This window comes from Singulisphaera chitinilytica (assembly GCF_049331405.1).
Classification (GTDB): Bacteria; Planctomycetota; Planctomycetia; order Isosphaerales; family Isosphaeraceae; genus PoT.
In genome coordinates, this window is record NZ_CP186274.1 from 3060801 (window position 1) to 3084015 (window position 23215).

A 23215-nucleotide genomic window follows, 5' to 3' on the forward strand; every position below is an offset into this window, starting at 1 on the left:
CGAGTTTCTTGCCGATCTCCGGGGCTCGATCCATCCCGGAAAGTCCTCTCCAAGCCTCCCGCGGTTCCTCCCCGGCACCCGAGAGGGCCGGCCGTCGACTCGAAGTGAAAATAAGTAAGGATAAAGCTTCATGGATGTGAATGACGCCTACCGCGAACCGGTCTCCACGGGGCCGAGCGATCTCCCTGCCGATGCGATCCCCGAATCCTCGAGGAAGACCACCCCGTCGGGCCTGATCTCGTGGAGTTGGCAGGGGATCAAGTTGGGCTTCAAGGGGGCGACCTATCTCATCCTGGCGTGCCTGCTGATATTGTTGCCGGTCGCCCTCGTGCCGACAGCCATCGGTTTTGGGGCGGGACGGGGCTTTGGCCTGCATGGTTACGGTTATTGGGTCCTGGCATTCAGTCTCTGGTTGGCGGCCGTGGGGATGATCTTCGGACTACTCGCCGGGTTTATCTCCTGGGGGCTGCACAGAATTCGGCCTCGTAAGGTGGACCCAGGCGAAGGCCGAGGGGCAGGCCTGAGACGTCTCTGGGGATTGAATCGGACTCGGCTGGCCCCTGAAATCCTCGCCAGGCGACGATCCAGGCGTCGACGCTGGCTCATGCTAGCCACCGTCCCGGCTCAGATCATCCTGCTCGTGGCCTGCGGCGTGGGCTACTACTTCAACCGCGATGTCGATCGTCGTTTGAAGGCGGCCATCGCCGAGGCCGACGCGGATGATCCGCATTGGCGGCTCGAAGACTTCTTTGCCAATCGCGTGCAGATACCCGACGACGAGAACTCGGCCCTGGTGGTTGATGAGGTGGTCTCGGCCCTCCCGGAATTGTGGCTGACACCGACCCGACGCGACCAGCCCGATCCACCCGAGAACACGAAGGCACTGCTCTCGGCCTATGAGCAGATTCAGACCATCGAACCCAACGTCCTCCTCGATGACAGGACGACGAACGTCCTCCGAAATGGGCTGGAAGATTACAGGGACGCCGTCGACCTGGCGCGAACCGTCGCGGACTACGAGATCGGCATGCACGAACTCGTTCCGACGAACAATCCCCTGCAAATGCTCCAGCCACAGTCTCATCATGTACGTACAGCCGCGCGACTCCTCCACATTGACGCAACAATCCGGAGTCAGGATGGCGACGTCGATGGTGCGCTCGAGTCTTGCGGTGCGATCTTAGGGGTGTGTCGATCGATCGGCGACGAACCGACCGCCATTTCTGCATTGGTTCGTGTGGCCATGGGCCACTACGCCCTGATCTCGGCACGTCGGGCGTTGGCGATAGGCGAGCCCTCGGAGGAGGCACTCGCCCGCTTCGAGCAAGCTGTCCTCGATGAGATCGGGGAACCCATCCTTCTGCGGGCTTGTCGAGGTGAGAGGTCGAGCTTAACCGCCTTGCTCAGCCGAGTCGGCTCGGGGGAGTTGCCACTCTCGGAGCTTGGGTTCAAGGAGCCCGATCACGATTTGACTATTGTGCTTGGCGGTAGCGCGCCATGGGAACATCTAGTGTTCGATAGCCAATTGGCTTATGGACTCGACTGGACGAATCAACTCGTCGAAATCGCCAAAGGCCCCCCTGCACAGCGACCGACTCGTCTGAATGTATGGGAAGCTATGTTCGCGAGGACCAAGCAACAACGATTCAGTGGCTACCTCGCGGGCCTCCCGCTCAAGTTTATGCCTGCGATGAAGAACATGTTCGAGTCGGAATCGCGTTACAAATCCGGGCTTGGAGCCACGGCCATCGTCTTTGCGGCCGAACGACAGCGCCGGAAGACGGGGGAGTGGCCGAAGTCGATCGAGGCGATCGTGAAGAAGTTCCTGCCTCGTGTGCCGAGCGATGGATTCACCGGGACTTCACTCGTCTACGAGATCCGCGACGGCCAACTCCTCGTCCATTCCGTGGGGCCGAATCTCAAGGACGAGCACGGAGTCTATGACCCGAAATACCACCTCAACAAAACACCCGATGACATCGGTTCGGGCGCCTGGGATGTAATCCTGAGACGTCGGCCGGCGCCGGCGAAATCGGAAGAGAGGGATGAAACGATGCCCTCGCCCGAGGATTCAACCAGGGGCGAGGGGCCGGTTGAGTAGGAATGCAGTCAGCCGAGGTTCATTTATGAAAGGCCGTTGCCAGGAAGTTTGGATGCGGCGTCGGCCCAGGCGGCGGCTTCGCTCGGGCCCTGGCCGAGCTGAGTGGCTCCGATCTCGTCGGAACGATAGACGGCCCAATGACCTTCGTGGGTGTCGCCCACGACAGGAGGGTTCCATCGGGCCCTGGCGGCAGAGTGGGCCGCGATGACGGTGGCTTTGTAGTCGGGCATATGCGTGACCCTTTCCCGTTGGGGGAGCGACTGGGGCAGGGTGGAGGTCTCTACTCCATCATACGAAATCCGGGCGGGAAAAGGTCGTCGAGATCCGGACAGGTCTCGCCCAGAGGTGTCAGCGTATTGCCTCACACGCCGATTAGCAGAGGAAGAGGCGATAGGCTGGGTTATCGGTCTCATCGATGTAGGGATAGGCCAGGCTTTCGATGAACGCCTGGAAGTCCGCCCGCTCGCCGTCAGGGATCTGGACGCCGATCAGAATCCGGCCGTAGTCGGCCCCCTGGTTGCGATAATGGAAGAGGCTGATGTTCCAGTGCGGATGCATGCTGGAGAGGAACCGCATCAAGGCGCCCGGCCGCTCGGGGAACTCGAAGCGATAGAGCCGCTCGTCGGAGGCCAGGGGGCTGCGGCCGCCGACCATGTAGCGCACGTGCTCCTTCGAGAGCTCGTCGCGGGTCAGGTCGACGGTGGCGAAGCCATTCTCCGTCAAGAGCCGGGAAATCTCCGCGGACTCATCCTTCGAACGCGTGGCGAGGCCGACGAAGACGTGGGCGTTCTGGTCGTCCGAGATCCGGTAGTTGAACTCGGTCACACTCCTCGGGCCGATGACCTCGCAGAGCCGCCGGAAACTCCCGCGCTTCTCGGGGATCGTGACGGCGAAGACGGCCTCGCGTTCCTCGCCCACCTCGGCACGCTCGGCGACGAACCGTAGGCGATCGAAGTTCATGTTGGCCCCGCACGTGATCGCCACCAGTGTACGACCCGTGATCTGGTGACGGGCGATATACTGCTTGATGGCGGCGACTCCCATCGCCCCGGCCGGCTCGAGGATGCTGCGGGTGTCCTCGAACACGTCCTTGATCGCCGCGCAGACGGCGTCGGTGTCGACCGAGATGAAGTCGTCGACCAAGGCCCGCGTGATCCGGAAGGTCTCGGCCCCGACCTGTTTCACGGCCGTGCCGTCGGAGAAGAGCCCGACGTCGCTCAGCAAGACGCGTTCGCCGGCCTTGACGGATCGGATCATGGCGTCGGAGTCGACCATCTGGACCCCGATGACCTTGATCTCGGGCCGCACGGCCTTGAGATACGCGGCCACCCCGGAGATCAGGCCGCCGCCACCGATCGCCACGAAGACGGCCTCGATGGGGTGTTGGTGCTGCCGGAGGATCTCCATGCCGACCGTCCCCTGGCCGGCGATGACGTCCGGGTCGTCGAACGGATGCACGAACGTGTAATCGTGCTGCTTGCCGAGTTCCAGGGCGTGGAGGTAGGCGTCGGAGTAGCTCTCGCCGTGCAGGACGACCTCCCCCTTAAGCGACGCGACGGCGTCAATCTTGAGCCTGGGGGTCGTCACCGGCATGACGATCACGGCACGGCAGCCCAGGCGGCTGGCGCTGAGCGCGACCCCCTGGGCATGGTTCCCGGCCGAGGCGCAGATGACGCCCCGGGCGAGCTGCTCGGGCGAGAGTCGGGCCATCTTGTTGTAGGCCCCGCGCAGCTTGAAGCTGAAGACGGGCTGTGCGTCCTCGCGCTTGAGCCAGACCTGGTTGTCGAGCCGCTCGGTGAGCTTCGTGGCCAGCTCCAGGGGAGACTCGATGGCCACGTCATAGACGCGGGCGGTCAAGATCCTCTGCAAGTAGTCCATGAGCCCCAGCGGAGCTTCCGGGGTCGCGTCGACGTCCTTCGCCGACGCGTTCGTCCCCCAACGGCCTGGTCCGAGCATGTCCATCGTCGTTTGAATCACACCTTCGGGGCATCGGGTCGCGTCGGACCCATCGGGAAATCAAAGGGGCGACGAAGCCTCGACTCCGTCGCCCCAAAGTCTATGCCGTTGTCAATCCGCCGAGAGCCTCGACGTTTGAGGCAGAAAGATCCGGAATCCAGGCGTCAATTGAACAGGAAGTGGCAGATGTCGCCGTCCTGCATGATGTAGTTCTTGCCCTCGACTCGCAGCTTGCCGGCCGCCCGTATCGCCTTCTCGGACTTGTGGGTCTCGAGGTCTTCCAGGTTGTAGACTTCGGCGCGAATGAAGCCCTTCTCGAAGTCGGTGTGGATCACGCCGGCGGCCTGCGGGGCGGTTGCGCCGATGGGGATGGCCCAGGCACGGACTTCCGTCTCGCCGGCGGTGAAGTAGCTCTGGAGCCCGAGCACGCGGTAGGCGACGCGGGCCAGGACGGGCAGGGCGGCCTCGGTGAGGCCCGAGGACTCGAGCATCTCCTTGCGGTCGGCCTCGTCGAGCTCGGCGATCTCCGACTCGAGCTTGGCGCAGACGGGGACGACCGAGGCCCCGACCTTGGTCGCGTAGTCGCGGACCTTCTGGACGAGCTCGTTCTCGCCGGCCAGGTCGTTCTCGTCGACGTTGGCGACGTAGAGGATCGGCTTGGCCGTCATCAGGCCATAGCTGTTGATCGCCGCCTTCTCCTGCTCCTCGAGCTGGAGCTTGCGGAGCGGCTCGTCCTTGGCGAGCTGGGCGAGGCACGCCTTGATCGCGTCGACGCGCAGCTTGGCGTCCTTGTCCCCCCCCTTGGCCGCGCGTTCGGCCTTCGGGAGCGCGTTCTCGAGGGTCTGGAGGTCGGCCAGCATCAGCTCGATCTCGATCGTCTCGATGTCCGAGAGCGGGTTCACGGCGCCCGAGACGTGGACCACGTTCGGATCCTCGAAGCAGCGGACGACCTGTAGGATCGCGTCGACCTCGCGGATGTGGCTGAGGAACTTGTTGCCGAGCCCTTCGCCGACGCTCGCCCCCTTGACGATCCCGGCGATGTCCACGAGCCGGAGGGCCGAAGGCACGATCTTCTTGGGGACGATGTACTGGCTGATCCGCTCGAGGCGGCCGTCAGGGACGCTCACGATTCCCTCGTTCGGCTCGATGGTGCAGAAGGGGTAGTTCGCGCTTTGCGCAGCCTTCGAGCTCGTGAGGGCGTTGAACAACGTGCTCTTGCCGACGTTGGGCAGACCGACGATACCGGCTCTCATGGTGGGGCAACGACCTCGGGGATAGAACGCGTCAAAAAGGGTCAGCCGGCGGATCTCGGCCTTTGCCGGGTCGGATTTTTCTCGACCTCGGTCCGCTCGGGGCGTGACACCGGATAGATATGGTACACGTTTCGAGCCGTTGTCCCAAGCTCAGGAGATGGGCGTCCACTCGTGAACGCACGGGCGATCGTCGAGCCGAGAAGGTTTGGTCCCTCCCAACCTTAACCGAGAACCCGGCAATAATTGTCGGTCGGGAGCGAACTACCGTGCGAGTTTGGCCTCGAAGAGGCCGGCCATCTCCTGGCGGCGGACCAGGATAGCCCGAGCCCAATCCGACGGGCGAGGGCATGCCGGAGGCGGCCGACGTCGCCTTTCTGGTGAATGAACCTTTGCGATCGAGGGCGATCGACGTGGGGCCTTCCCCTCGTGGGGACCCCGCACGCGCCGAAGTTCGTCGCCAAATAGGTTTTCAATGCCTTTGAGGCTCATGACACCGACGAGTCACGACGTTAGTCTGGCTCCTCGAGTGGTTGATGCTGCCTGACGCGTGAGGACGATCGTCGAAATCCTATCCCAAACGAGAGCTGGCCATGTCCCTGGCGATCGAAACCAAGCAGTTGACTCGATTTTTCAGCGGCTTCTGCGCCGTGAAGGGCGTCGACATCGTGGTCGAGCCGGGCACCTTCTACGGGTTCCTGGGGCCTAACGGCGCGGGCAAGTCGACGACGATCAAGATGCTGACCGGGCTCCTCGCCCCTTCGGGCGGCGAGATCAGGGTGCTCGGCAGGAACATGCAGGACCCGGCCGAGGCCCTTGAGGCGAAGCGTCACATCGGCGTCATCCCCGAAGACCTCGCTCTGCTCGACAACCTGACGGCCCGAGAGTACCTCACGTTCGTCGGCCGCATCCACATGATGCCGCGCGAGACGATCCGCAGCCGATCCGAAGAGCTCCTCTCCATCCTGAGTCTCCACAATGAGGAGAAGAAGCTCATCCTGGAATACTCGCACGGGATGAAGAAGAAGCTGGCGATGGCCGCAGCTCTCCTCCCCAATCCCGACCTCCTCTTCCTCGACGAGCCGTTCGAAGGCGTCGACGTCGTCACCTCTCGCGTGATCAGAGATCTCCTGGCCACGTACGTCGCGAGAGGCTCGACGGTCTTCCTCACCTCGCACGTCCTCGAGATCGTCGAGCGGCTCTGCACCCACGTCGGCATGATCGTGAAGGGTCAGCTTGTGGCGCAGGGCCCCCTGGAGGAGATTCGCCGCGACGGCACCCTCGAAGACAGCTTCCTCGAGCGCGTTCAGGCCGAACCAGAGTCGACCGGCAAGCTGGCCTGGCTCGAGGAGACGACGTCATGAACTGGTCTCATATGAAGACGTTCATCTGGTTGCGCTGGCGTCTGGCCGCGAACCAGTGGCGTCGATATGGCAAGCTCAACGCGATCCTGATGTCGATCATCATCGTCGCGATTCTGGTCGTGACCATCCCCATGTTCATCGGGTCGCTCGTCCTCGGGATCTACGTCATCCCCAAGGCGCAGCCCGAGCACCTGATGTATGCCTGGGACGCGATCGTCGTCGCGTTCCTGTTCTTCTGGTTGCTCGGCCTGCTCACGGAATTGCAGAGGACCGAGTCGCTGTCCCTCTCCAAATTCATGCACCTGCCCGTGACGGTCACGGGGGCGTACATCATCAATTATGTCAGTTCATTGGTAAGGCTGAGCCTGATCTTCTTCGGCCCGATCATGCTGGGGTACTGCCTGGCGCTCGTCATCACGAAGGGGTTCGTGATGGTCCTGGCCCCGCTGCTGACGGCCGCATTCCTGCTGATGATCACGGCCCTGACTTACCAGTTCCAGGGGTGGCTCGCCTCGCTGATGAGCAACCCCAGACGCCGGCGTTCGGTGGTCGTTGGCATCACCATGAGCTTCGTCGTACTGGCCAATTTACCGAACCTGATCAACTTCTCCGGAGCCTGGAAACAACCCATCCAGAAGGGACAGACTCAGTATCAGGTCGAGATGGAGAAGCTGAACGCCGAACTCGCGGCCCAGAAACTCGACGTCCAGGAGCACTCTCGTCGGGTCAATGAGCTCAACGAGAAGCGCAATCGCGAGTTCATCGAGTCTTACCAGAAACTCAACCAGAAGGTCGATCGGATCGCGACGATCGCGAACACCGCCTTGCCGATCGGCTGGCTCCCGCTGGGGGTGAGGGCCGCCTCCGAAGGTCGTCCCCTCCCGGCGCTCCTGGGCCTCTTCGGCATGACGCTCATCGGTGGTGTGAGCCTCTGGCGAGCCTACAACACGACCGTCGGCATCTATCAGGGGCGATTCACCAACGACGGGGGAAGGGGCGAGCCGGAGCCCGTCGCCATTGTCGAGACGCCGGGCGTCGAGCGCAAACCGGGGATGCTCGAGGTCCGACTGCCGATCGTGTCGGAGCCGGTATCGGTCATCGCGGCGGCGACCCTGAAGTCGCTCATCCGGTCGCCCGAAGCCAAGATGATGCTCCTGTCTCCGATCATCATGTGCGTCGTCTTCGGTTCGATGCTCGTCAAGGTCGGCTCCTCATTCTCGACCGACATGAGGCCGTTGATCGCGATAGCGACGATGGCGAGCGTACTGTTCGGCGTGATGCAGCAGATGGGCAACTTGTTCGGCTTCGACCGCGACGGGTTCCGCGTATTCGTGCTCTGTGCGGCGAGGCGTCGGGACATCCTCCTCGGCAAGAACCTGGCCTTCGCCCCCATCGCCCTGGGTCTGTCGTTCATCCTGCTGATCGTGCTTCAGGTCGTCTACCCGATGTCGATCGACAGGTTCCTCGGCATGATCCCGCAGTTTGTGACGATGTACCTTATCGCGTGCTTGCTGACGAATGTGTTGTCGATCTACACGCCCTTGCACATCGCCCTGGGCTCGATGAAGCCCGCGAAGGTCAAGCTCACCACGGTCCTGATTCAGGTCCTGACAGGCCTCGTGGTCTTCCCGATAGCCCAGGCCGTGACCATTTTCCCCTACGGCCTCGAGTTCCTCGCGAAGACCCTTGGCTGGACCTCCCACTTCCCGGTCTTCCTGATCCTGGCGGTCCTCGAGTGCGCCTTCGTGATCTTCCTCTACGACGTCCTCCTGAACTGGGAGGGCGAGATGCTCCAATCCCGCGAGCAGAAGATCCTCGAAGTCGTCACCAGCCGGGATTGAGAACTTGAGGAGAAGTTCGGACCTTCGAAACGCCATCGCGGCCCCAACCGGCCGCGATGGCGATCTTTTTTCATGATGTCCCGAATCGACCATGATAAGATGGCCTCGGCTCGGATCCTCGTCGCCTTCCACCGGCTTAGTTCTCAATAAATTAAGATAAGCGAGGCCTCACTTGGAACTGATCATTGCCCTCTTCCAGGCGTATTCGGCGGTGAAGGACGTGGCGCAGGCCTCCGAGGGAATTTCGGACTGGGTCCTCGATAAGATCATGTGGTGGAGTAAGAAAGCCACGACATCCGCGATCGATAAACAGGTCATGAGTATGGGGGGAGCTAACGACGCCGAGATCCGCAAGGCGGCCGCGACGATCTTCGCCAAATCCCCCAAATCATCGGCCACGGAAGCCAAGCGCGAGGAGCTGATCAGCCTGATGATCAACATGTCGCGGAACATACGCTATCGCAGCGCCTTTGGCTCCATGAGTGGCAGCACCTTCAGAAGCGAACAGTCGCTGATTAGCCTTGTCGTTGGGCTGGAGCCTGTTCGGCACGCGAATGAACCTGTCGTAAAAGGTTCCCCCTGGGTCTTGAAACGACACCTCGGGATGGGGAGCTTCGGCGAAGTCTGGATGGCCCAGAATCCGGACTTTCCCCTCCCGCGTGCGTACAAGTTCTTCACGAATGATCAATCGGGCGAATGGTTGCGCCGGGAGCAAGAGGGCCTCAGGCCGTTGCTCAAAGCGTTAGGAGGACATCCTCATATTGTCAAGTTTGAGGATGTACAATCGCAGAATTGCGACCATCCATACCTGGCCTTCGAGTACATGGGAGGAGGCTCGCTCGAGCAATGGATCGTCAGCGACAAGGATAGACGGCCGGACATCGATTCTTCTGAGATCATCCGCCAGGTCGTCGCCGGCCTGGCGGCGGCACACACGCAGAACATCGCACACCGGGACATCAAACCGGCGAACATCCTCCTCACCGAGGGGCCCGACGTGCGGGTCAAGATCGGGGATTTCGGCCTCGCGAAGTTGATGGGCACCGCCAGAACCCATTCGCAACTGGCTTCGCTCACCGGCATGGTCGGGACGATCCTCTACCTCCCGCCCGAGGCCCAGCAACGAGGCATTCAGCGTAAATCGAAGCAGGACGACGTCTTCGCCGTGGGAGTCGTCTGGTACCAACTCGCCATGGGAGCGATTGAACGTCCCCCCTATGATTTCGCCGAACGCCTGCGGTCGAAGGGGATCGACTCCTACACGATCGGCCTGATCGAGCGCTGCCTGGCTCACCCCGACCGACGGTTCCGCGACGCCCAGGAACTCCAGGCAGCTTTGACCGACAACATCCCGCCGATCACTTCCTTCGAGCCAGGTACGCCCGACGTGCAGTATCTTGCGAGAGAATACCTCTCGACCCTCTCCCGCTAACGCTTCCCGGCCAGGGGTTGAACAGCCCTTTCGAATCCGACATTTCAGAAGGCTCGATCCGGGCGAATTGAGCCTTCTACACCGGTGCCAAAGTCTCTCATCCCTCGATCTTCAGGATTCGCTCGAGTTCTTCCTGGGTGACGTACGGGCTCTGAAGCCTGAGCAACTCGCCCCCTCGCTTCCAGAAGAGGTCTCCCTTGCCGAGGAGGTTCTCGGCTTCGGGAGAACCCAGGATGAGGTCGCTCCCGGCCTTGGACGAGACACTCAGCGCGATGCGGCCTGGGAGATTCTCGCGAAGTAATGGCGTGACGACGTCCTTATCCGGACGCTGAGTCGACAGGATCAAATGGATCCCGGCGGCCCTCGCCATGGCTCCGATCCGTTTCAGGAGATCGACGGTGACCTTCTTCGACTCCTTGTCTTCGAGGAAGCTGGCGAATTCGTCGATGACGATGACGATCCTCGGCAGAAGTTCGGGAGGCAACTGGGAGACGTTGCTGAGTTTCTTCGCCTCGAGGAGTCGATACCGTCGATCCATCTCGGCCATGCACGACTCGATCGTCGGCAATGCCTCATCGAGGCTATACGCAACCGGGAACCGCAGATAAGGACTTGTCCCTCGGAGGTTGAAGGTCACTCTCTTAGGATCGATCAAGACGAACTGGAGCCTGTCGGACGAGAGCCGGCTTGCCATCGCACCGATCGTAGCCCGGAGGAATTCGCTTTTCCCGCTCCCCGTCGTTCCCGCCACCAGGATATGGCAATCCGAGGGCTCGGCAAGGTTGAGCCAGTGACTCTGCCCGGTCACATCTTTCCCGACCGGGAACGCCGGCAAGTCCTGCAGCGATTGCGGCGGATCCGCCAGGGCCTCATCCAGCTTCACCACCGACCGATCCGGCAACTGGATATCAATACTGATACATCCCGCCTGCGATCCCACGATCGGCACGACCTTGAGCCCGAGCGAGATCCGCAAGTCCACCGCCTTATTGCTGACCCCCTTGAAGTTCGTCTTCCCCATCGGCCGCACTCGGAGCCTTGCGAAAGTTGGTCCCACCTCAAACCCGTCCTCCTCGACCGATTGCCCGAGCAAATTCAGCTTCTTGACCGCCTCTGTTAGCTTCGTCGCGGCCCAGGTATCTGTATCAGGTTTTGGCTTGACCGGAGGCTTATCACTACTACCTGGCGCTACCTTGGGCTCTGGGATTGGCTTTGGAGCAGGTGGAGCGACGGAGGCAGGAACCGTTTGAGGAGCCGGGGAAGTCACTGGGACGGCATGGTTTCCGTTACTGACCAACGCCGCGGTATCTGATGGCTTACTTGGCCTCGCGCCTGCTCTTTTCCATCTACCGAGCATCTTGAAAAGGTCGAGGTTGTCAATAAGGCCAGTTTTGATGACGAGGTCGCGACAATCCTCGGCCGAGAGTGTGACACCCTCGAGGATAAACTCCCGCGCGTTGGCCCGTTCCAATAAAGCCGCCAGACATTCCGTGGCGTAATACGTCATCGGAAAATCTTCGAGCGGCATGATTCTGAGCCTGCCCTCTTTGAGAGCGGCATTAACGTTAGTACGAGCTTGAGGACCGAGATCCAGATCTCGTTTGGGATGGATGACCACGGCGCCGACAACTGGATCGGCAGATGCATTAAATATGGCATTGAAATAGTGACCAAGGCTTTTTGTTGCCTCTTGTTTGGAGAGGGCCACTAGGATCGATTGAGATTCCTCGCCAGGACCTCCCGCGAGTGTGACCATTGCGCCTGGACGTGGATTCGAAGCCGTGGCTCTAACAGCCTTATCGCGCACGTCGACGATGCGTACTCCGCCGAAATTTCGCATGCGTTGGGCTGAGTTGGCTAGCTTAAGCGCCTCGAGGACTCCACGATAAAGACGATCCTCGGGCAGGTACGACGCAGCCCTTTCGGGAGCTTGGCGGATAACTTCGACCTCACGGTTCCATTCGTTTATGAATAATCTTTCGAGATTAATAGGCGTTGGTTCATCGCCGTTTGTAAGGTCGATCTCGCCCTGTGAACCCTCTTCGATCCATTTGCTCAATTCGGAATCGCACTTTTGGATTAAGGCTCGGGGAGTCGGCCCGTGTTCTCGGACGAGCTGTGATATGGAGACGTTCTTGATTGGCCAAGTCGCGTCTCGATCAGGCTGTCGTCCCGACCATGAAGTAAGCCGGCTCTTTATCAGTCGAAGGCCCTGCTCCGGCTGCAGGCGTTCAAGTTTGAACTCGGGTTGTTTTACCCGCATTTTGAAGGCAGAAAAGGCATTCTTGTAGAACTTGTCCCACTGATCTTTGAAGCAGCTTAGAACGAGTTGTACAGGGACGGCTTGCAAAAGATCCATCATCGAGGAGCTGAATCGGTTGATTGCATCAGCATTGTCGCCCTGAAGTAACGCCTCGATCTGATCGCAGCAGATCATCATCGGACGTTCATGACTGAATAGGGCGGGAATAGATCGAATTACCTCGAGCGCAGTCGGAGGTTCCTCAGGTAGATTGAGGGCTGATCGCTCAAGGTCCGGTAGATCTTGGCCTTGGAGCCAACGACGTGCCGTTCCGGACCATGGTGTCGGCGCCCAGCCGAGGGCTAAGGCTCTGACGATCCCAGCGTCCTGCGGAAGAATTTGGATCAGTGAGTCAGCCAGCTTTGCGAAAGGCTCGAGATTCTTCACTTGCTTGACAATCTCGAGCACCGCCTCGGAATGTTCGTCGAGTCGACGATGCATGGTCTCATGTCGAGCGGCGAGCGTTGGAGGCAGGTTTGCAAAGTAGGCAGCGAATGCAGGCCTACAGATTCGGGCCAGCCCAAGCTCTAGAGGGGAATGTCCACCCTCCGGCGACCGAAATAGTGCCTCGATCACATGCCAGCGGATATGGTCGAGTGGAGCAGTGCGTTCCTCAAACGCAGGTACAAACACGAAGAAGACTTCGTGGCCAATCAAGTGCTCGATTCGCCCGAAAAGGTGAGTCTTACCGTACCCGGGCGGTCCGATCATCGTGGCGATCATCTGCCCCGGATCAGACTCTGATCGTCCTCGTAGGCGGCTAACTTCTTCGACAAGCCACTTGGTGATGCCTTGATTGAGCTCTGGGACATCCCACTCAGGCCGGAAGTTGCGGCTATTGTTTAAGCGACTCTCGCGAAAGGGATTCTCGAACAACATCGATTATTGGCTCCTAACCTACGACGATGTAGAAGAGGGTTTCGTTCATCCCTGGAATCGAATCATCGAGTTGCTCTTGAGTCGCGTCGCGATTGTCGCTGATCGCGATTACCTCTAGTTGACCATCACTTCGCATTTCCTTCACGATTCGATCGAAAACAGCATGAGTTGCCAGTGCTTCCCCAAGGTTGCTGCCCACGAGTTGACGCAATTCGTGAATCGGGATTAGATCTTTCCCTGCATACTTGCCTGTACGAAGTTGATCCAGAAACTTGGAAATCTCCAACGGACTTAAGGTCTTTGGAGGCGTCTCAAGGTTGTCCATATCCACTGTTGGAAGTTCACCAGACTCCGCACTTACTGCGGCAACATGAAGCACCTTGGATTGACGAGCGGTAGTGAGCAAGGCATTCAGGGTCTCGCCGGTCAGCGTGAAGCTGACGGCCTCGTGCTGCTTGGAGGAGGCGAGGGCCGCAGCGCCTTTTTCGGGGTTGAGCTCGAAGCTGATCGAGACTCCCCGCTTCAGCACGGTCAGGCATTGCTTGTCGACGAGCTCGGCGAGGTGGTAGTCGATCGTCTCGGGGGCGGCCTTGACGTCGAATTCGAGCTGGCCGACGGCGGCGCGGCTCTTGAGCTTGCCGTTCAGGTCGGAGCGGGTGAGCTTTTGCTCCTTCGCCCGGAACACTTGCAGGAGGATGAAGGCCTCTTGTGCCTGCAAAAGTTCGTCGGAGAAGTCGGGGCGGGCAGGGCGGAGGTGGGCGATACCTTCGCGGGTCAGGCGATAGGCCGCGTTGGGGCGAGGATGCGGGGCGTCCTGGGCACCGCCGCTGATCGCCAGGAAGCCCTGCTCGATCAGGCTGGCGAGCGTCTGGTTGGCCTCGGCCGGGTCAGTTCCCTTCTTCGTGCCGATTCCGAGCTTCTTCTTGAGCTCGGCGGCGGTAAGCCTGGGATCGTTGAGCCTCTCGAAAATTCTCAGCACGGCGATCCGTTGCGGCTCGGAAGTCGTTTCGACCATGGGATCTCCTCATGAGGACAATTCCAAATCGCAACTATATTAACCGGCTGGACTTCGAAGAATCTATGATCTGCTGTCGCAAGATCAGGTCAGAAGTCCAGGATTACCGATGCTTTGACCGAATGATTAAGAATTCGTATGGACATGAGATGCAATAGGATAGCCGAGGTTTTTGTGAGTGCTCTCCTCGCGGCTACGCGAAGACGTCCAGCACTCGGAGCCGGGTATCTTCTCGTCGGCACTCCGAGCAAAATAGGCGTGGTGTAAATTCGAGCGAATCCTACTGAGGCAGGGCAAGGTGATCTCAACGACGGGTCGCACGATGGACCAGCCGCCGGTTCGAGTCGGATTGACGTGGAAGCCAGGGGCTCGGCTATTGCTCGGGTGCATCCCTTGGGTCCTGCTGGGGATCTGGGCTCAACCGGCTTCGGTCGAGGCCGATGAGGCGAGGCGCCCGAATATCCTGTTCCTCCTGACGGACGACCAGCGTCCGGATACCGTCGACGCGCCTGGCGTTCGCATCGTCTCCACGCCGAACCTCGACCGGCTCGCCCGCCGAGGCACGAGGTTCACCAGGGCCATTTCCCCGTATCCGTTGTGCGTCCCGAGTCGGGCGGAGATCCTCAGCGGTTGCTCGGCGTTCCGGAACGGGTTCTGCCCGCCGTTCAGCCACCAGGCGAGGCTCGACCTCACGACCTGGCCGGAAGCTATGCGACGCGCCGGGTATCACGCGTGGTACGTGGGCAAGTGGCACAGCGCGGGCCGGCCGACGACCCGAGGCTATGAAAGAAGCCTTGGCCTGTTTGGTGAGGGGCTCACGCTCTATCCACCGCAACGCGATTCCCTCGGCCGGCTGACCACCGGGTATCCAGGCTGGGTGTTTCAGGATGATGCCGGCAAGTTGTACCCCGAACGCGGCGTGGGGCTGAGCGGCGACACCAGCGCGACCCTGGCCGATGCCGCCATCACCTTGCTCGACACGCAACCCAGGGAGCCGTTCTTCCTCCACGTCAACTTCACGGCACCGCATGACCCGCTCATCATGCCGCCCGGATATGTCAGGAAGTATCGGCCGGAGGACATACCTCTGCCGCCGAACTTCCTGCCTCGCCACCCTTTCGACCACGGCAGCCTCGGGGGGCGGGATGAGGAACTCTGGCCCTGGCCTCGCACGCCGGAGATGGTCAAGAGCGAGTTGGCCGTCTATTACGCGGTGATCTCCCACATGGATGAGCAGATCGGTCGCATCCTCGACGCGCTCGATCGAAATGGCCAGGCCGGGGACACCATCGTCGTCTTCTCGAGCGATCATGGCCTGGCGATCGGGAGTCATGGTCTACGCGGCAAACAAAATATGTATGAACATACGGTCGGCGTCCCGCTCATCCTCGCTGGGCCGGGAATTCCCAAGGGGCAACGCTGCGATGCCCAGGTCTACCTGCGCGAACTCTATCCCACCCTGTGCGATCTTGCCGGCGTGCCGATCCCTGCGTCGGTCGAAGCCCGGAGCTTCGTGTCTGTCCTCGGAGATCCGAAGACACCATTTCGCGAATATGCCTTTGCGTATTACACCGATACGCAGCGGATGGTGCGTGGGGATCGCTGGAAGCTCATCGACTATCCCAAGATCCACAAGCAGCAACTTTTTGACCTTCGCGAGGATCCCGCGGAAACCTTCGATCTTTCGGAAGACCCTGGCCGAACCGACACAATCCGCACCCTCCGAACGGCATTGGACCGGTGGCAAGACCAGGTGGGCGACCCACTTCGCAAATCACTGAGATAGGTTTCACTGATTCGATGGTTCGACCCAGTGGAAGCGTCGGTCGACTCATGGGCATAAGAGCGATCGAGGCGATGGGCGTAATACGGGAAGTTATGTCAGCGGCGAGCGTAAGGATTTCGTGTACGCTTCAAATGGCGTAGGCGTGGACGTTTATTGCGATTCTTCTATGCCCGGCCTTCTTGATTTTTCAGGCTGAACCTTGGCTCGAGTCAGACGTGGGCCGATGTAGGGATCAGTCGTCAGAATGGGGTTTGCCGTCGGCTGCGGCTGCTCCCTTGAGACCCGAGGTACTCTGGCCTAATCTTGGGCCGGGGTTCGTGGGGCAATCGCGGTTGAATTGCTCACAAATGTGGGCTTGGAGCGGAGCTGCTCAATGTCATGGATACCCAGGTTGCGAGACAGCGGCAATCATCTTCTCGACCGGTTGCCGGTGGACGAGTTCGAGATCCTGGCTCCCATGCTTCAGAGTGTGTCATTGAGCCTCAAGCAAGTCGTTTATCAGCACCAGTCCGACATCACTCATGTCCATTTCCCCACGACAGCCTTGATCTCGCTCCTCACGGTCATGGAGGAGGATGACCCGGTTGAGGCGACGACGGTGGGGCGTGAAGGATGCTTCGGGACGTCGACGCTCCTCGGCGTCGAGGCCAGTCCCTTTCGTGCGATCTGTCAAATGGCTGGCGAGAGCCTTCGTGTTTCCGCCAGGTCGCTCCTGGAAGTCCTGCCCCGATGCCCGAGCGTGAGCCGGCTCATTCATCGTTACATCGTTTTCACGTCGCGAAACATCGGGCAGGGGATCGCGTGCAACACCCTGCACAATGTCGATTCGAGGACGTGTCGCTGGTTATTGCGAGTCCATGACCAGGCCGGCCGCGATGAGTTCCCGATGACCCAGGAATTCCTCGCGTTCATGCTCGGTGTCAGACGCCAAAGCGTGACTGTTGTCGCCGGGACGCTCCAGAATGCGGGCTTGATCTCATACAGGCGAGGCACGATCGTCATCCGCGATCGAGTCGGGCTCGAGGATGCGGCGTGTGAATGCTACGGTGTCATGCAAAATTATTATGAGCAAATCATGATGAATTAGTTTGCATATTAAGAATTTCAAAATAATATTTAGTGGAAATTGAATATCTATGCATAAACATGCGGGTTTGCATTCCTGCGATTTTCCCTTCGATGTATGGAGCGGACCCTTTCGGGGCCGATTTGTCTCATGAATCTGCAAGCCGCCATCTTCACGACGATCGCCCTTTGCACGTCGACTTCGGCCTGGGCGGCGAGCAAGCCTAATGTCGTGGTGATCCTGTCCGACGATCAGGGCTGGGGGGACCTCAGCGTCAACGGGAATACGAACCTGAGCACGCCCAACATCGATTCGCTCGCGCGGGACGGGGCCCTCTTCGATCGGTTCTTCGTCTGCCCGGTTTGCTCTCCGACGAGGGCTGAGTTCCTGACGGGGCGATATCACCCGCGCGGGGGTGTCTGGAGTACGTCCACGGGTGGTGAGCGGCTCGACCTCGACGAGAAGACCATCGGCGATTCGTTCAAGGCTGCCGGGTACAAGGTTGGCGCCTTCGGCAAGTGGCACAACGGGACCCAGTATCCCTATCACCCCAACGCCCGCGGCTTCGACGAGTTCTACGGGTTCTGTTCGGGGCACTGGGGCGACTACTTCAACACGCCGCTCGAGCACAATGGGCAACTCGTTGTGGGCGATGGATTCATCGCCGATGATTTCACGAACCATGCGATTCAGTTCATCGAATCGAACCAAGAGTGTCCGTTCTTCTGCTATCTGCCGCTGAATACGCCGCACTCGCCGATGCAAGTCCCCGGCCGTTTCTTCGAGAAGTTCAAGGATGCGAAACTCGAGATGCGTCACGTGGGGCCTCAGAAGGAGGACCTCGACTTCACCCGCGCCGCCCTGGCGATGTGCGAGAACATCGACTGGAACGTCGGCCGCCTGTTGAAACGGCTGGACGAATTGAAGCTGGCCAACGACACGATCGTCCTCTACTTCTGCGACAACGGCCCGAACGGCTGGCGCTGGAACGGAGGTATGAAGGGGCGCAAGGGGACGACCGACGAGGGGGGCGTTCGCTCTCCGCTCCTGCTTCGCTGGCCCGGCCGCGTCAAGCCCGGCACGAAGATCGACTCCATCTCCGGTGCCATTGATTTGCTGCCGACTCTCGCCGAACTCGCCGGCGTTCCCATCGTCTCGACGAAGCCGCTGGATGGGGTGAGCCTCGCGTCGCAATTGTTGGGTCGGACCTCGACCGAGTCGCCGGATCGCCTGATCTTCAGCCACTGGACCGGCAACGTGAGCGTGAGGTCGCAGAGGTTTCGCCGCGACTCCTCCGGTCACCTCTACGACATGACCCGCGACCCGGGCCAGGCTCGCGACGTCTCCAGCGAACATCCTGATGTTGCCGCCCGGCTCGCCTCGGCCGCCGCGGATTGGTCGCGAGAACTCCTGCCGGATCTGAAGAAGGACGATCGTCCGTTCCCCGTGGGCTACCGCGAATTCCCCATCACCTGGCTTCCCGCCCGCGACGGCGTCCCGCACGGCAAGATCAGGCGGAGCGCCAACGCCCCGAACTGCTCGTACTTCACGAACTGGACGAGTGCGGAAGACTCCATCACCTGGGACATCGAGGTCGCGACGAGCGGCCGTTACGAGGCCGTGGCTTATTACACGGCGGCCCCCGAGGATGTCGGCTCGACCCTGCAACTCGGCTTTAACGGGTCACAGATCCGGGCCAAGGTCGTCGAGGCTCATAATCCTCCGGCCCGAGGCGCCGAGCACGATCGCGTCAAGCGAAACGGAGAGTCGTATGTCAAGGATTTCAAGCCGATGCGCCTGGGAGCCTTCGATCTGACGAAAGGTCGCGGACCCTTGACTCTTCGCGCCATCGAGATCCCCGGCCGGAGCGCGATCGAACTGAGGACGATCGTGCTCACCCTGGTCGAGTGACTCTGAGACTGGCTCGTTCGCTTGAGGAAATGCAGATTTCAAATCAGGGCGGGGTGAATCGAATCTCCGTATGAGTGGAGTTGCCGATGCGCGTAAGTCTGTTGATATTGATAGGGGCCCTTGCACTCGCCCTCGTGATGTTCCAGGCGGTCGTGGCCGGGGCGGCCGCGCCGTCGAGGCCCCCCAACATCGTTTACATTCTCGCCGACGACCTCGGCCTCGGCGACGTGCGCTGCTACAACCCCTCAGGCAAGATAGCCACGCCCAACCTCGATCGCTTCGCGTCGCAGGGGATGCGTTTCACGGATGCCCACTCGGGCTCGGCGGTCTGCACGCCGACTCGCTATGGCATCCTGACCGGGCGTTACAGTTGGCGGACTTCGCTGAAGATGGGCGTTCTGTTCGGATACGATAGGCCGCTGATCGAACCCGATCGATTGACCGTGCCCGCGTTCTTGCGACAAAGCGGGTACAGGACGGCCTGCGTCGGGAAGTGGCATCTCGGCATGGACTGGCCGCTCGCCGAGGGGGAAAACTCGGACAAGATCGCGACCGGCCGGGAAGTCGACTACTCCAAGCCGATCGCAAACGGGCCGACGTCGTTCGGCTTCGATCGGTATTTCGGCATCAGTGCGTCGCTCGACATGCCCCCCTATGTGTTCATCGATCAGGATCGCACGGTGGGGCTCCCGACCGTCGAGAAGAATTTCGGGCGGAAAGGGCTCGCGGCGACAGGCTTCAAGGCCGAGGAGGTCGTGCCGACCCTCGTCCAATCCGCGATGTCTTATATCGACACGGTCGCAAATGCCAGGAGGTCGGGGGGCTCGAAGCCGTTCTTCCTGTACATGCCGCTCACCGCGCCCCATACCCCGCTCACCCCTTCGCGCGAATGGTCGGGCAAGTCCGGGTTGTGCGCCTATGCCGACTTCGTGATGCAGGTGGACGACGCCATCGGGCAGGTGTTGGCCTCGCTCGAAGCCTCCGGGCTGGCTGGCGAGACCCTCGTGGTCGTGACGAGCGACAACGGATATGCACCCCAGGCGGACTACGAGACCTTAATTGAGGGGGGACACGATCCCAGCGCGGGGTTCCGAGGTACCAAAGCCGACATCTTCGAAGGAGGCCATCGCATCCCCTTCATCGTCAGATGGCCGGGGCGAGTTCATCCGGGGACGACCAGCGATCGCCTCATCTGCCTGACTGACCTCTTCGCCACCTGCGCCGAGATTCTTGGAACGCACCTGCCGGATTCCGCAGGTGAGGACAGCGTGAGCTTCCTGCCGACGCTCCTCGGCAATGTCGATGCGCCCGGGCGTGAGGCCATCGTGCATCACTCGATCAACGGCTCGTTCGCGATCCGACAGGGATCGTGGAAACTCTGCCTCTGCCCCGACTCGGGCGGATGGACGAGTCCGCTTCCCGGGACCGAGGAGGCGAAGGGGTTGCCGAGAGTCCAGCTTTACGACCTTGCGAAGGACCCCGCGGAGAGGCATAACCTCCAGGCCGAACGGTCCGACGTCGTCGAACGCCTCACCTGGCTACTGGAAAAGTACGGGGCCAATGGCCGCAGCACGCCGGGGATCGCCCAGCCGAACTCGGGGTTCTCGGCCGAGATTCCTTCGGCGCATAAGCGTTGAATCAAAAAAGGCCGAGGTAAACCCTCGGCCCGATCGATGTCTTGAGAGTCGTGGTGGCGGGTCAGAGGTCCACCTTGCCGTGGATCTTGGGATCACCTTCGACGTGAGGGCGCGTACCGGTCGCGAGGGCCTTGCCCGCCTCGATGAGGTACTTGATCCCCTTGGTGCCGCTGTTGTCCCAGTATTCGCCCCGCTCGCCGTCCACGCGTAGAAGGAGGATGTTCGGGTCGTCCTTGCCGCCCGGGAACCAGACCTTCCACTCGACTTTCCAGAGCCGCTCGACCCTGTCGCGGTCCTCGACGGGCGAGGCCTTCCCGCTGAGGGAGACGAACTTGCTCCTCGACTGCATCGTAACGACCACGTGATTGTCGCTGGCGAGTTCGTCGACCTTGCCCGAGTGACGATCGGTGATGAACCAGAGGGTGCCATCGTCCTCGACCTCGGCGAGGGCCATCGGCCTCGCGCGGAGTTGGCCTTCGAGGGAGCGCGTGCCCAGCATCGCGTCGCTGAAGTCTTCGAGCAGTTCCTGCAACTTGTTCTCGGTCGTCGCGGTTGCCATTCGTCTTCTCCCGGATGATTGCTGTTCATCTGCGTCATTGCGACAGTTTGGAAATACTCAAGCAGCAAATCCCTTGCCGACACGGGGGAGTACACGCTGACGTGCGAGGATGCAGCGAGGCGTCGATGGGATGGGCCGGATTGAAAGGCTCCCCGGGATCCGAGAGAATGTCCGGTCGCTTCCCTCCCCCGGCGTCGACGCACAACTCGCGATAGAATCTCAGAGGTTTTCATATGAAGACGGAAGGCTCTGCGAACTCGAGCGGAAACGGCAAGCTCGCGATGCCCATCGGCTGCCAGGTCTGGCCGTTGCGCGCGATGCTCGACGACTTCCCGTCGTTCGCGAAGAAGCTGGCTGACATCGGCGTGAGCCGGCTCGAGTTGTGCTCGCCCATCGGCTTCGGCGAGGAGTTTGCCTCGCTGTCCGACGCGAAGGAGGTGAAGAAAATCCTCGAGGATCATGGGATGCGCGCCGAGAGTTCCCACTTCAGCCTGGACGAACTGCGCAACTGCCATGGGAAGAGCATCGATTGGGCGAAGGAAATCGGCATCACGCAGATGATCACCGCGACCCTCGGTGCCAGAGGAGCCACTCCGAGCCTGGATGATGTGAAGAAGGCGGCGGAAGAATACAACGCCATCGCGGCCGCCTCGGCGAAGGCCGGGCTCCAGCAGGGGCTGCATAATGAGGATTTCGAACACGCGATGGTCGGGGGGAAGCGTGCGTATGACCTCCTGTTCGACCTCCTCGAACCCGACCTGGTCAAGTTCCAGTTCCAGATGTCGGCGATCGCGGTCGGACTCGTCGCTGCCGACTACTTCCTGAGGCACCCTGGCCGGTTTTACTCGATCCACGTCCAGGATGTGGACATGGATGCGCCCGGCGAGGGGAAGAAGCCGCAAGTCGCGGTCGGGCAGGGGAGCATCGACTGGGTGAAGACGTTCGAGGCCGCGAAGACGGGCGGGGTCAAGAACTACTTCGTCGAGCAGAACTGGGAGCTCACCCAGGCGAGCGTGGCCGCCCTGAAAGCCATGAGCCTTTGAAGCGCTTTGAGCCTCATCCCGGTCTCGCGGGAGAGTGATGAATTGATTGCTCGTTGCTCGGAGCCTATGATGCGGCGAGTGCGAGGCGACATCATCGAACCCGGCCGAGGCCGGCAAAAGCGGAGGCTCGAACCGCGATGGGAGAGGGCACGACCCGAAGGGACTTTATGCGAGAAACTTCGATGGCCGCGGCGGCGATGGGCACCCTGGCGACGCTCGGCGCGACGGGGGGAGCGGCCCAGTCTCCGCCGGACGGGACCCCTTACCTCTGCGTCACCTGCGGCACCCAGTTCAAGGAGACGCCCAAAGCCCCCGAGCATTGCCCGATCTGCGAGGATGAGCGGCAGTACGTCGGCCCCGAAGGCCAGCAATGGACGACGTTGGAAAAGCTCCGGACGACGCACAAGAACACGATCAAGAAAGAGGAAGAGCACCTCTACTCGATCAACACCGAGCCGAAGTTCGGCATCGGCCAGAGGGCGTTCCTGATCCAGACCCCCCGCGGCAACCTCCTCTGGGATTGCGTCGGGCTCATCGACGACGCCACGATCGCGCAGATTAAGGAACTGGGCGGGATCGCGGAGATTGCGATTTCCCACCCGCATTACTACACGGCGATGGTGGAGTGGAGCCGGGCCTTCGGCAATGCCCCGATCCACATCCACGAGGCCGAACGCCCCTGGGTGATGCGGCCCGACCCCAGCGTTCACTTCTGGAAGGGGGAGAAGCAGACGCTGCTCGGCAGCCTCCCTCTCATTCGCACGGGCGGGCACTTCGAAGGCTACCAGGTCCTCCTCTGGCCCGCCGGTGCCGGAGGCCGGGGTGCCCTGATGGCGGGCGACCAGCCCCAGATCTGCATGGACCCGAAGCAGGTCAGCTTCATGTGGAGCTATCCCAACTACATCCCCCTGAACGCCACGACGATCCGACAGGTCATGAGCTATCTCGAGCCGCTCGAGTACGATCGGATCTACGGGGCGTTCTTCGTCCGAGGCAAAGGGATCGTCCCGACGAATGGCAAGGAGGTCGCCCGGCGCTCGGCCGATCGATACCTCAAGGCCATCCAGGGCTGA

The 23215-nt window shown here is 61.0% G+C and carries 16 protein-coding genes; 10 read left to right on the forward strand and 6 right to left on the reverse strand.

Annotated elements, in window-relative coordinates:
• Positions 1-130 precede the first annotated feature (130 nt).
• Positions 131-2101 (forward strand): hypothetical protein, encoded by a 1971-nt coding sequence (locus tag ACOYYX_RS12465; protein WP_422930229.1) that lies wholly within the window; start codon positions 131-133, stop codon positions 2099-2101.
• 23 nt (positions 2102-2124) lie between these two features.
• Here the strand turns inward: ACOYYX_RS12465 and ACOYYX_RS12470 are convergent, their stop codons facing one another.
• The 3 genes from ACOYYX_RS12470 to ychF form a co-directional block, all read right to left on the reverse strand.
• Positions 2125-2331 carry a hypothetical protein gene (locus ACOYYX_RS12470; RefSeq protein WP_422930230.1) on the reverse strand — a complete coding sequence of 69 codons (207 nt, stop codon included), beginning with the start codon at positions 2329-2331 and terminating at the stop codon, positions 2125-2127.
• Between the two features lie 142 nt (positions 2332-2473).
• A complete protein-coding gene (gene ilvA / locus ACOYYX_RS12475) occupies positions 2474-4057 on the reverse strand; it encodes a threonine ammonia-lyase, biosynthetic (protein WP_422930231.1) in 1584 nt (527 codons plus the stop codon).
• 164 nt (positions 4058-4221) lie between these two features.
• Positions 4222-5310: a redox-regulated ATPase YchF gene (gene ychF / locus ACOYYX_RS12480; protein WP_422930232.1), complete on the reverse strand. Its 1089-nt coding sequence runs from the start codon at positions 5308-5310 to the stop codon at positions 4222-4224.
• A gap of 590 nt (positions 5311-5900) precedes the next feature.
• Between ychF and ACOYYX_RS12485 the strand changes: the two genes are divergently transcribed.
• The 3 genes from ACOYYX_RS12485 to ACOYYX_RS12495 all read left to right on the forward strand — a co-directional run bounded on the left by ACOYYX_RS12485 (position 5901) and on the right by ACOYYX_RS12495 (position 9944).
• Positions 5901-6671 (forward strand): ABC transporter ATP-binding protein, encoded by a 771-nt coding sequence (locus tag ACOYYX_RS12485; RefSeq protein ID WP_422930233.1) that lies wholly within the window; start codon positions 5901-5903, stop codon positions 6669-6671.
• Complete coding sequence (locus ACOYYX_RS12490) at positions 6668-8512, forward strand: hypothetical protein (protein ID WP_422930234.1); 1845 nt, start codon at positions 6668-6670, stop codon at positions 8510-8512. Before ACOYYX_RS12485 ends, ACOYYX_RS12490 begins: the two co-directional genes overlap by 4 nt.
• Before the next feature lie 172 nt (positions 8513-8684).
• A complete protein-coding gene (locus ACOYYX_RS12495; RefSeq protein WP_422930235.1) occupies positions 8685-9944 on the forward strand; it encodes a serine/threonine-protein kinase in 1260 nt (419 codons plus the stop codon).
• Between the two features lie 97 nt (positions 9945-10041).
• Here the strand turns inward: ACOYYX_RS12495 and ACOYYX_RS12500 are convergent, their stop codons facing one another.
• Together ACOYYX_RS12500 and ACOYYX_RS12505 are read right to left on the reverse strand one after the other, a co-directional pair.
• On the reverse strand, positions 10042-13125 hold the full coding sequence (locus tag ACOYYX_RS12500; protein ID WP_422930236.1) for an FtsK/SpoIIIE domain-containing protein: 3084 nt from the start codon (positions 13123-13125) through the stop codon (positions 10042-10044).
• 13 nt (positions 13126-13138) lie between these two features.
• Positions 13139-14140, reverse strand: a complete 1002-nt coding sequence (locus tag ACOYYX_RS12505; protein WP_422930237.1) for a hypothetical protein — start codon at positions 14138-14140, stop codon at positions 13139-13141.
• Positions 14141-14462: 322 nt separating this feature from the next.
• Between ACOYYX_RS12505 and ACOYYX_RS12510 the strand changes: the two genes are divergently transcribed.
• The 4 genes from ACOYYX_RS12510 (at position 14463) to ACOYYX_RS12525 (ending at position 20540) form a co-directional block, all read left to right on the forward strand.
• Positions 14463-15926 carry a sulfatase-like hydrolase/transferase gene (locus ACOYYX_RS12510; protein ID WP_422930238.1) on the forward strand — a complete coding sequence of 488 codons (1464 nt, stop codon included), beginning with the start codon at positions 14463-14465 and terminating at the stop codon, positions 15924-15926.
• A gap of 373 nt (positions 15927-16299) precedes the next feature.
• The gene (locus ACOYYX_RS12515) at positions 16300-17013 is read left to right on the forward strand and encodes a Crp/Fnr family transcriptional regulator (protein ID WP_422930239.1); all 714 of its coding nucleotides are present in this window, start codon (positions 16300-16302) and stop codon (positions 17011-17013) included.
• A gap of 129 nt (positions 17014-17142) precedes the next feature.
• Complete coding sequence (locus tag ACOYYX_RS12520; RefSeq protein ID WP_422930240.1) at positions 17143-18903, forward strand: arylsulfatase; 1761 nt, start codon at positions 17143-17145, stop codon at positions 18901-18903.
• Positions 18904-18989: 86 nt separating this feature from the next.
• The gene (locus ACOYYX_RS12525) at positions 18990-20540 is read left to right on the forward strand and encodes a sulfatase family protein (RefSeq protein WP_422930241.1); all 1551 of its coding nucleotides are present in this window, start codon (positions 18990-18992) and stop codon (positions 20538-20540) included.
• Between the two features lie 61 nt (positions 20541-20601).
• Here the strand turns inward: ACOYYX_RS12525 and ACOYYX_RS12530 are convergent, their stop codons facing one another.
• Positions 20602-21099, reverse strand: a complete 498-nt coding sequence (locus ACOYYX_RS12530) for a pyridoxamine 5'-phosphate oxidase family protein (RefSeq protein WP_422930242.1) — start codon at positions 21097-21099, stop codon at positions 20602-20604.
• Between the two features lie 233 nt (positions 21100-21332).
• Here ACOYYX_RS12530 and ACOYYX_RS12535 point away from each other — a divergent pair, with 233 nt between their 5' ends.
• Positions 21333-22142, forward strand: a complete 810-nt coding sequence (locus tag ACOYYX_RS12535) for a sugar phosphate isomerase/epimerase family protein (protein ID WP_422930243.1) — start codon at positions 21333-21335, stop codon at positions 22140-22142.
• A gap of 167 nt (positions 22143-22309) precedes the next feature.
• Positions 22310-23215: an MBL fold metallo-hydrolase gene (locus ACOYYX_RS12540; RefSeq protein WP_422930244.1), complete on the forward strand. Its 906-nt coding sequence runs from the start codon at positions 22310-22312 to the stop codon at positions 23213-23215.

Bases quoted from the DNA above. Each gene is read 5' to 3' on its own strand.
- ACOYYX_RS12465 (WP_422930229.1), top strand. From the start codon at position 131: ATGGATGTGAATGACGCCTACCGCGAACCGGTCTCCACGGGGCCGAGC.
- ACOYYX_RS12470 (WP_422930230.1), bottom strand. From the start codon at position 2,331: ATGCCCGACTACAAAGCCACCGTCATCGCGGCCCACTCTGCCGCCAGG.
- ilvA (WP_422930231.1), bottom strand. From the start codon at position 4,057: ATGCTCGGACCAGGCCGTTGGGGGACGAACGCGTCGGCGAAGGACGTC.
- ychF (WP_422930232.1), bottom strand. From the start codon at position 5,310: ATGAGAGCCGGTATCGTCGGTCTGCCCAACGTCGGCAAGAGCACGTTG.
- ACOYYX_RS12485 (WP_422930233.1), top strand. From the start codon at position 5,901: ATGTCCCTGGCGATCGAAACCAAGCAGTTGACTCGATTTTTCAGCGGC.
- ACOYYX_RS12490 (WP_422930234.1), top strand. From the start codon at position 6,668: ATGAACTGGTCTCATATGAAGACGTTCATCTGGTTGCGCTGGCGTCTG.
- ACOYYX_RS12500 (WP_422930236.1), bottom strand. From the start codon at position 13,125: ATGTTGTTCGAGAATCCCTTTCGCGAGAGTCGCTTAAACAATAGCCGC.
- ACOYYX_RS12505 (WP_422930237.1), bottom strand. From the start codon at position 14,140: ATGGTCGAAACGACTTCCGAGCCGCAACGGATCGCCGTGCTGAGAATT.
- ACOYYX_RS12510 (WP_422930238.1), top strand. From the start codon at position 14,463: ATGGACCAGCCGCCGGTTCGAGTCGGATTGACGTGGAAGCCAGGGGCT.
- ACOYYX_RS12515 (WP_422930239.1), top strand. From the start codon at position 16,300: ATGTCATGGATACCCAGGTTGCGAGACAGCGGCAATCATCTTCTCGAC.
- ACOYYX_RS12520 (WP_422930240.1), top strand. From the start codon at position 17,143: ATGAATCTGCAAGCCGCCATCTTCACGACGATCGCCCTTTGCACGTCG.
- ACOYYX_RS12525 (WP_422930241.1), top strand. From the start codon at position 18,990: ATGCGCGTAAGTCTGTTGATATTGATAGGGGCCCTTGCACTCGCCCTC.
- ACOYYX_RS12530 (WP_422930242.1), bottom strand. From the start codon at position 21,099: ATGGCAACCGCGACGACCGAGAACAAGTTGCAGGAACTGCTCGAAGAC.
- ACOYYX_RS12535 (WP_422930243.1), top strand. From the start codon at position 21,333: ATGAAGACGGAAGGCTCTGCGAACTCGAGCGGAAACGGCAAGCTCGCG.
- ACOYYX_RS12540 (WP_422930244.1), top strand. From the start codon at position 22,310: ATGCGAGAAACTTCGATGGCCGCGGCGGCGATGGGCACCCTGGCGACG.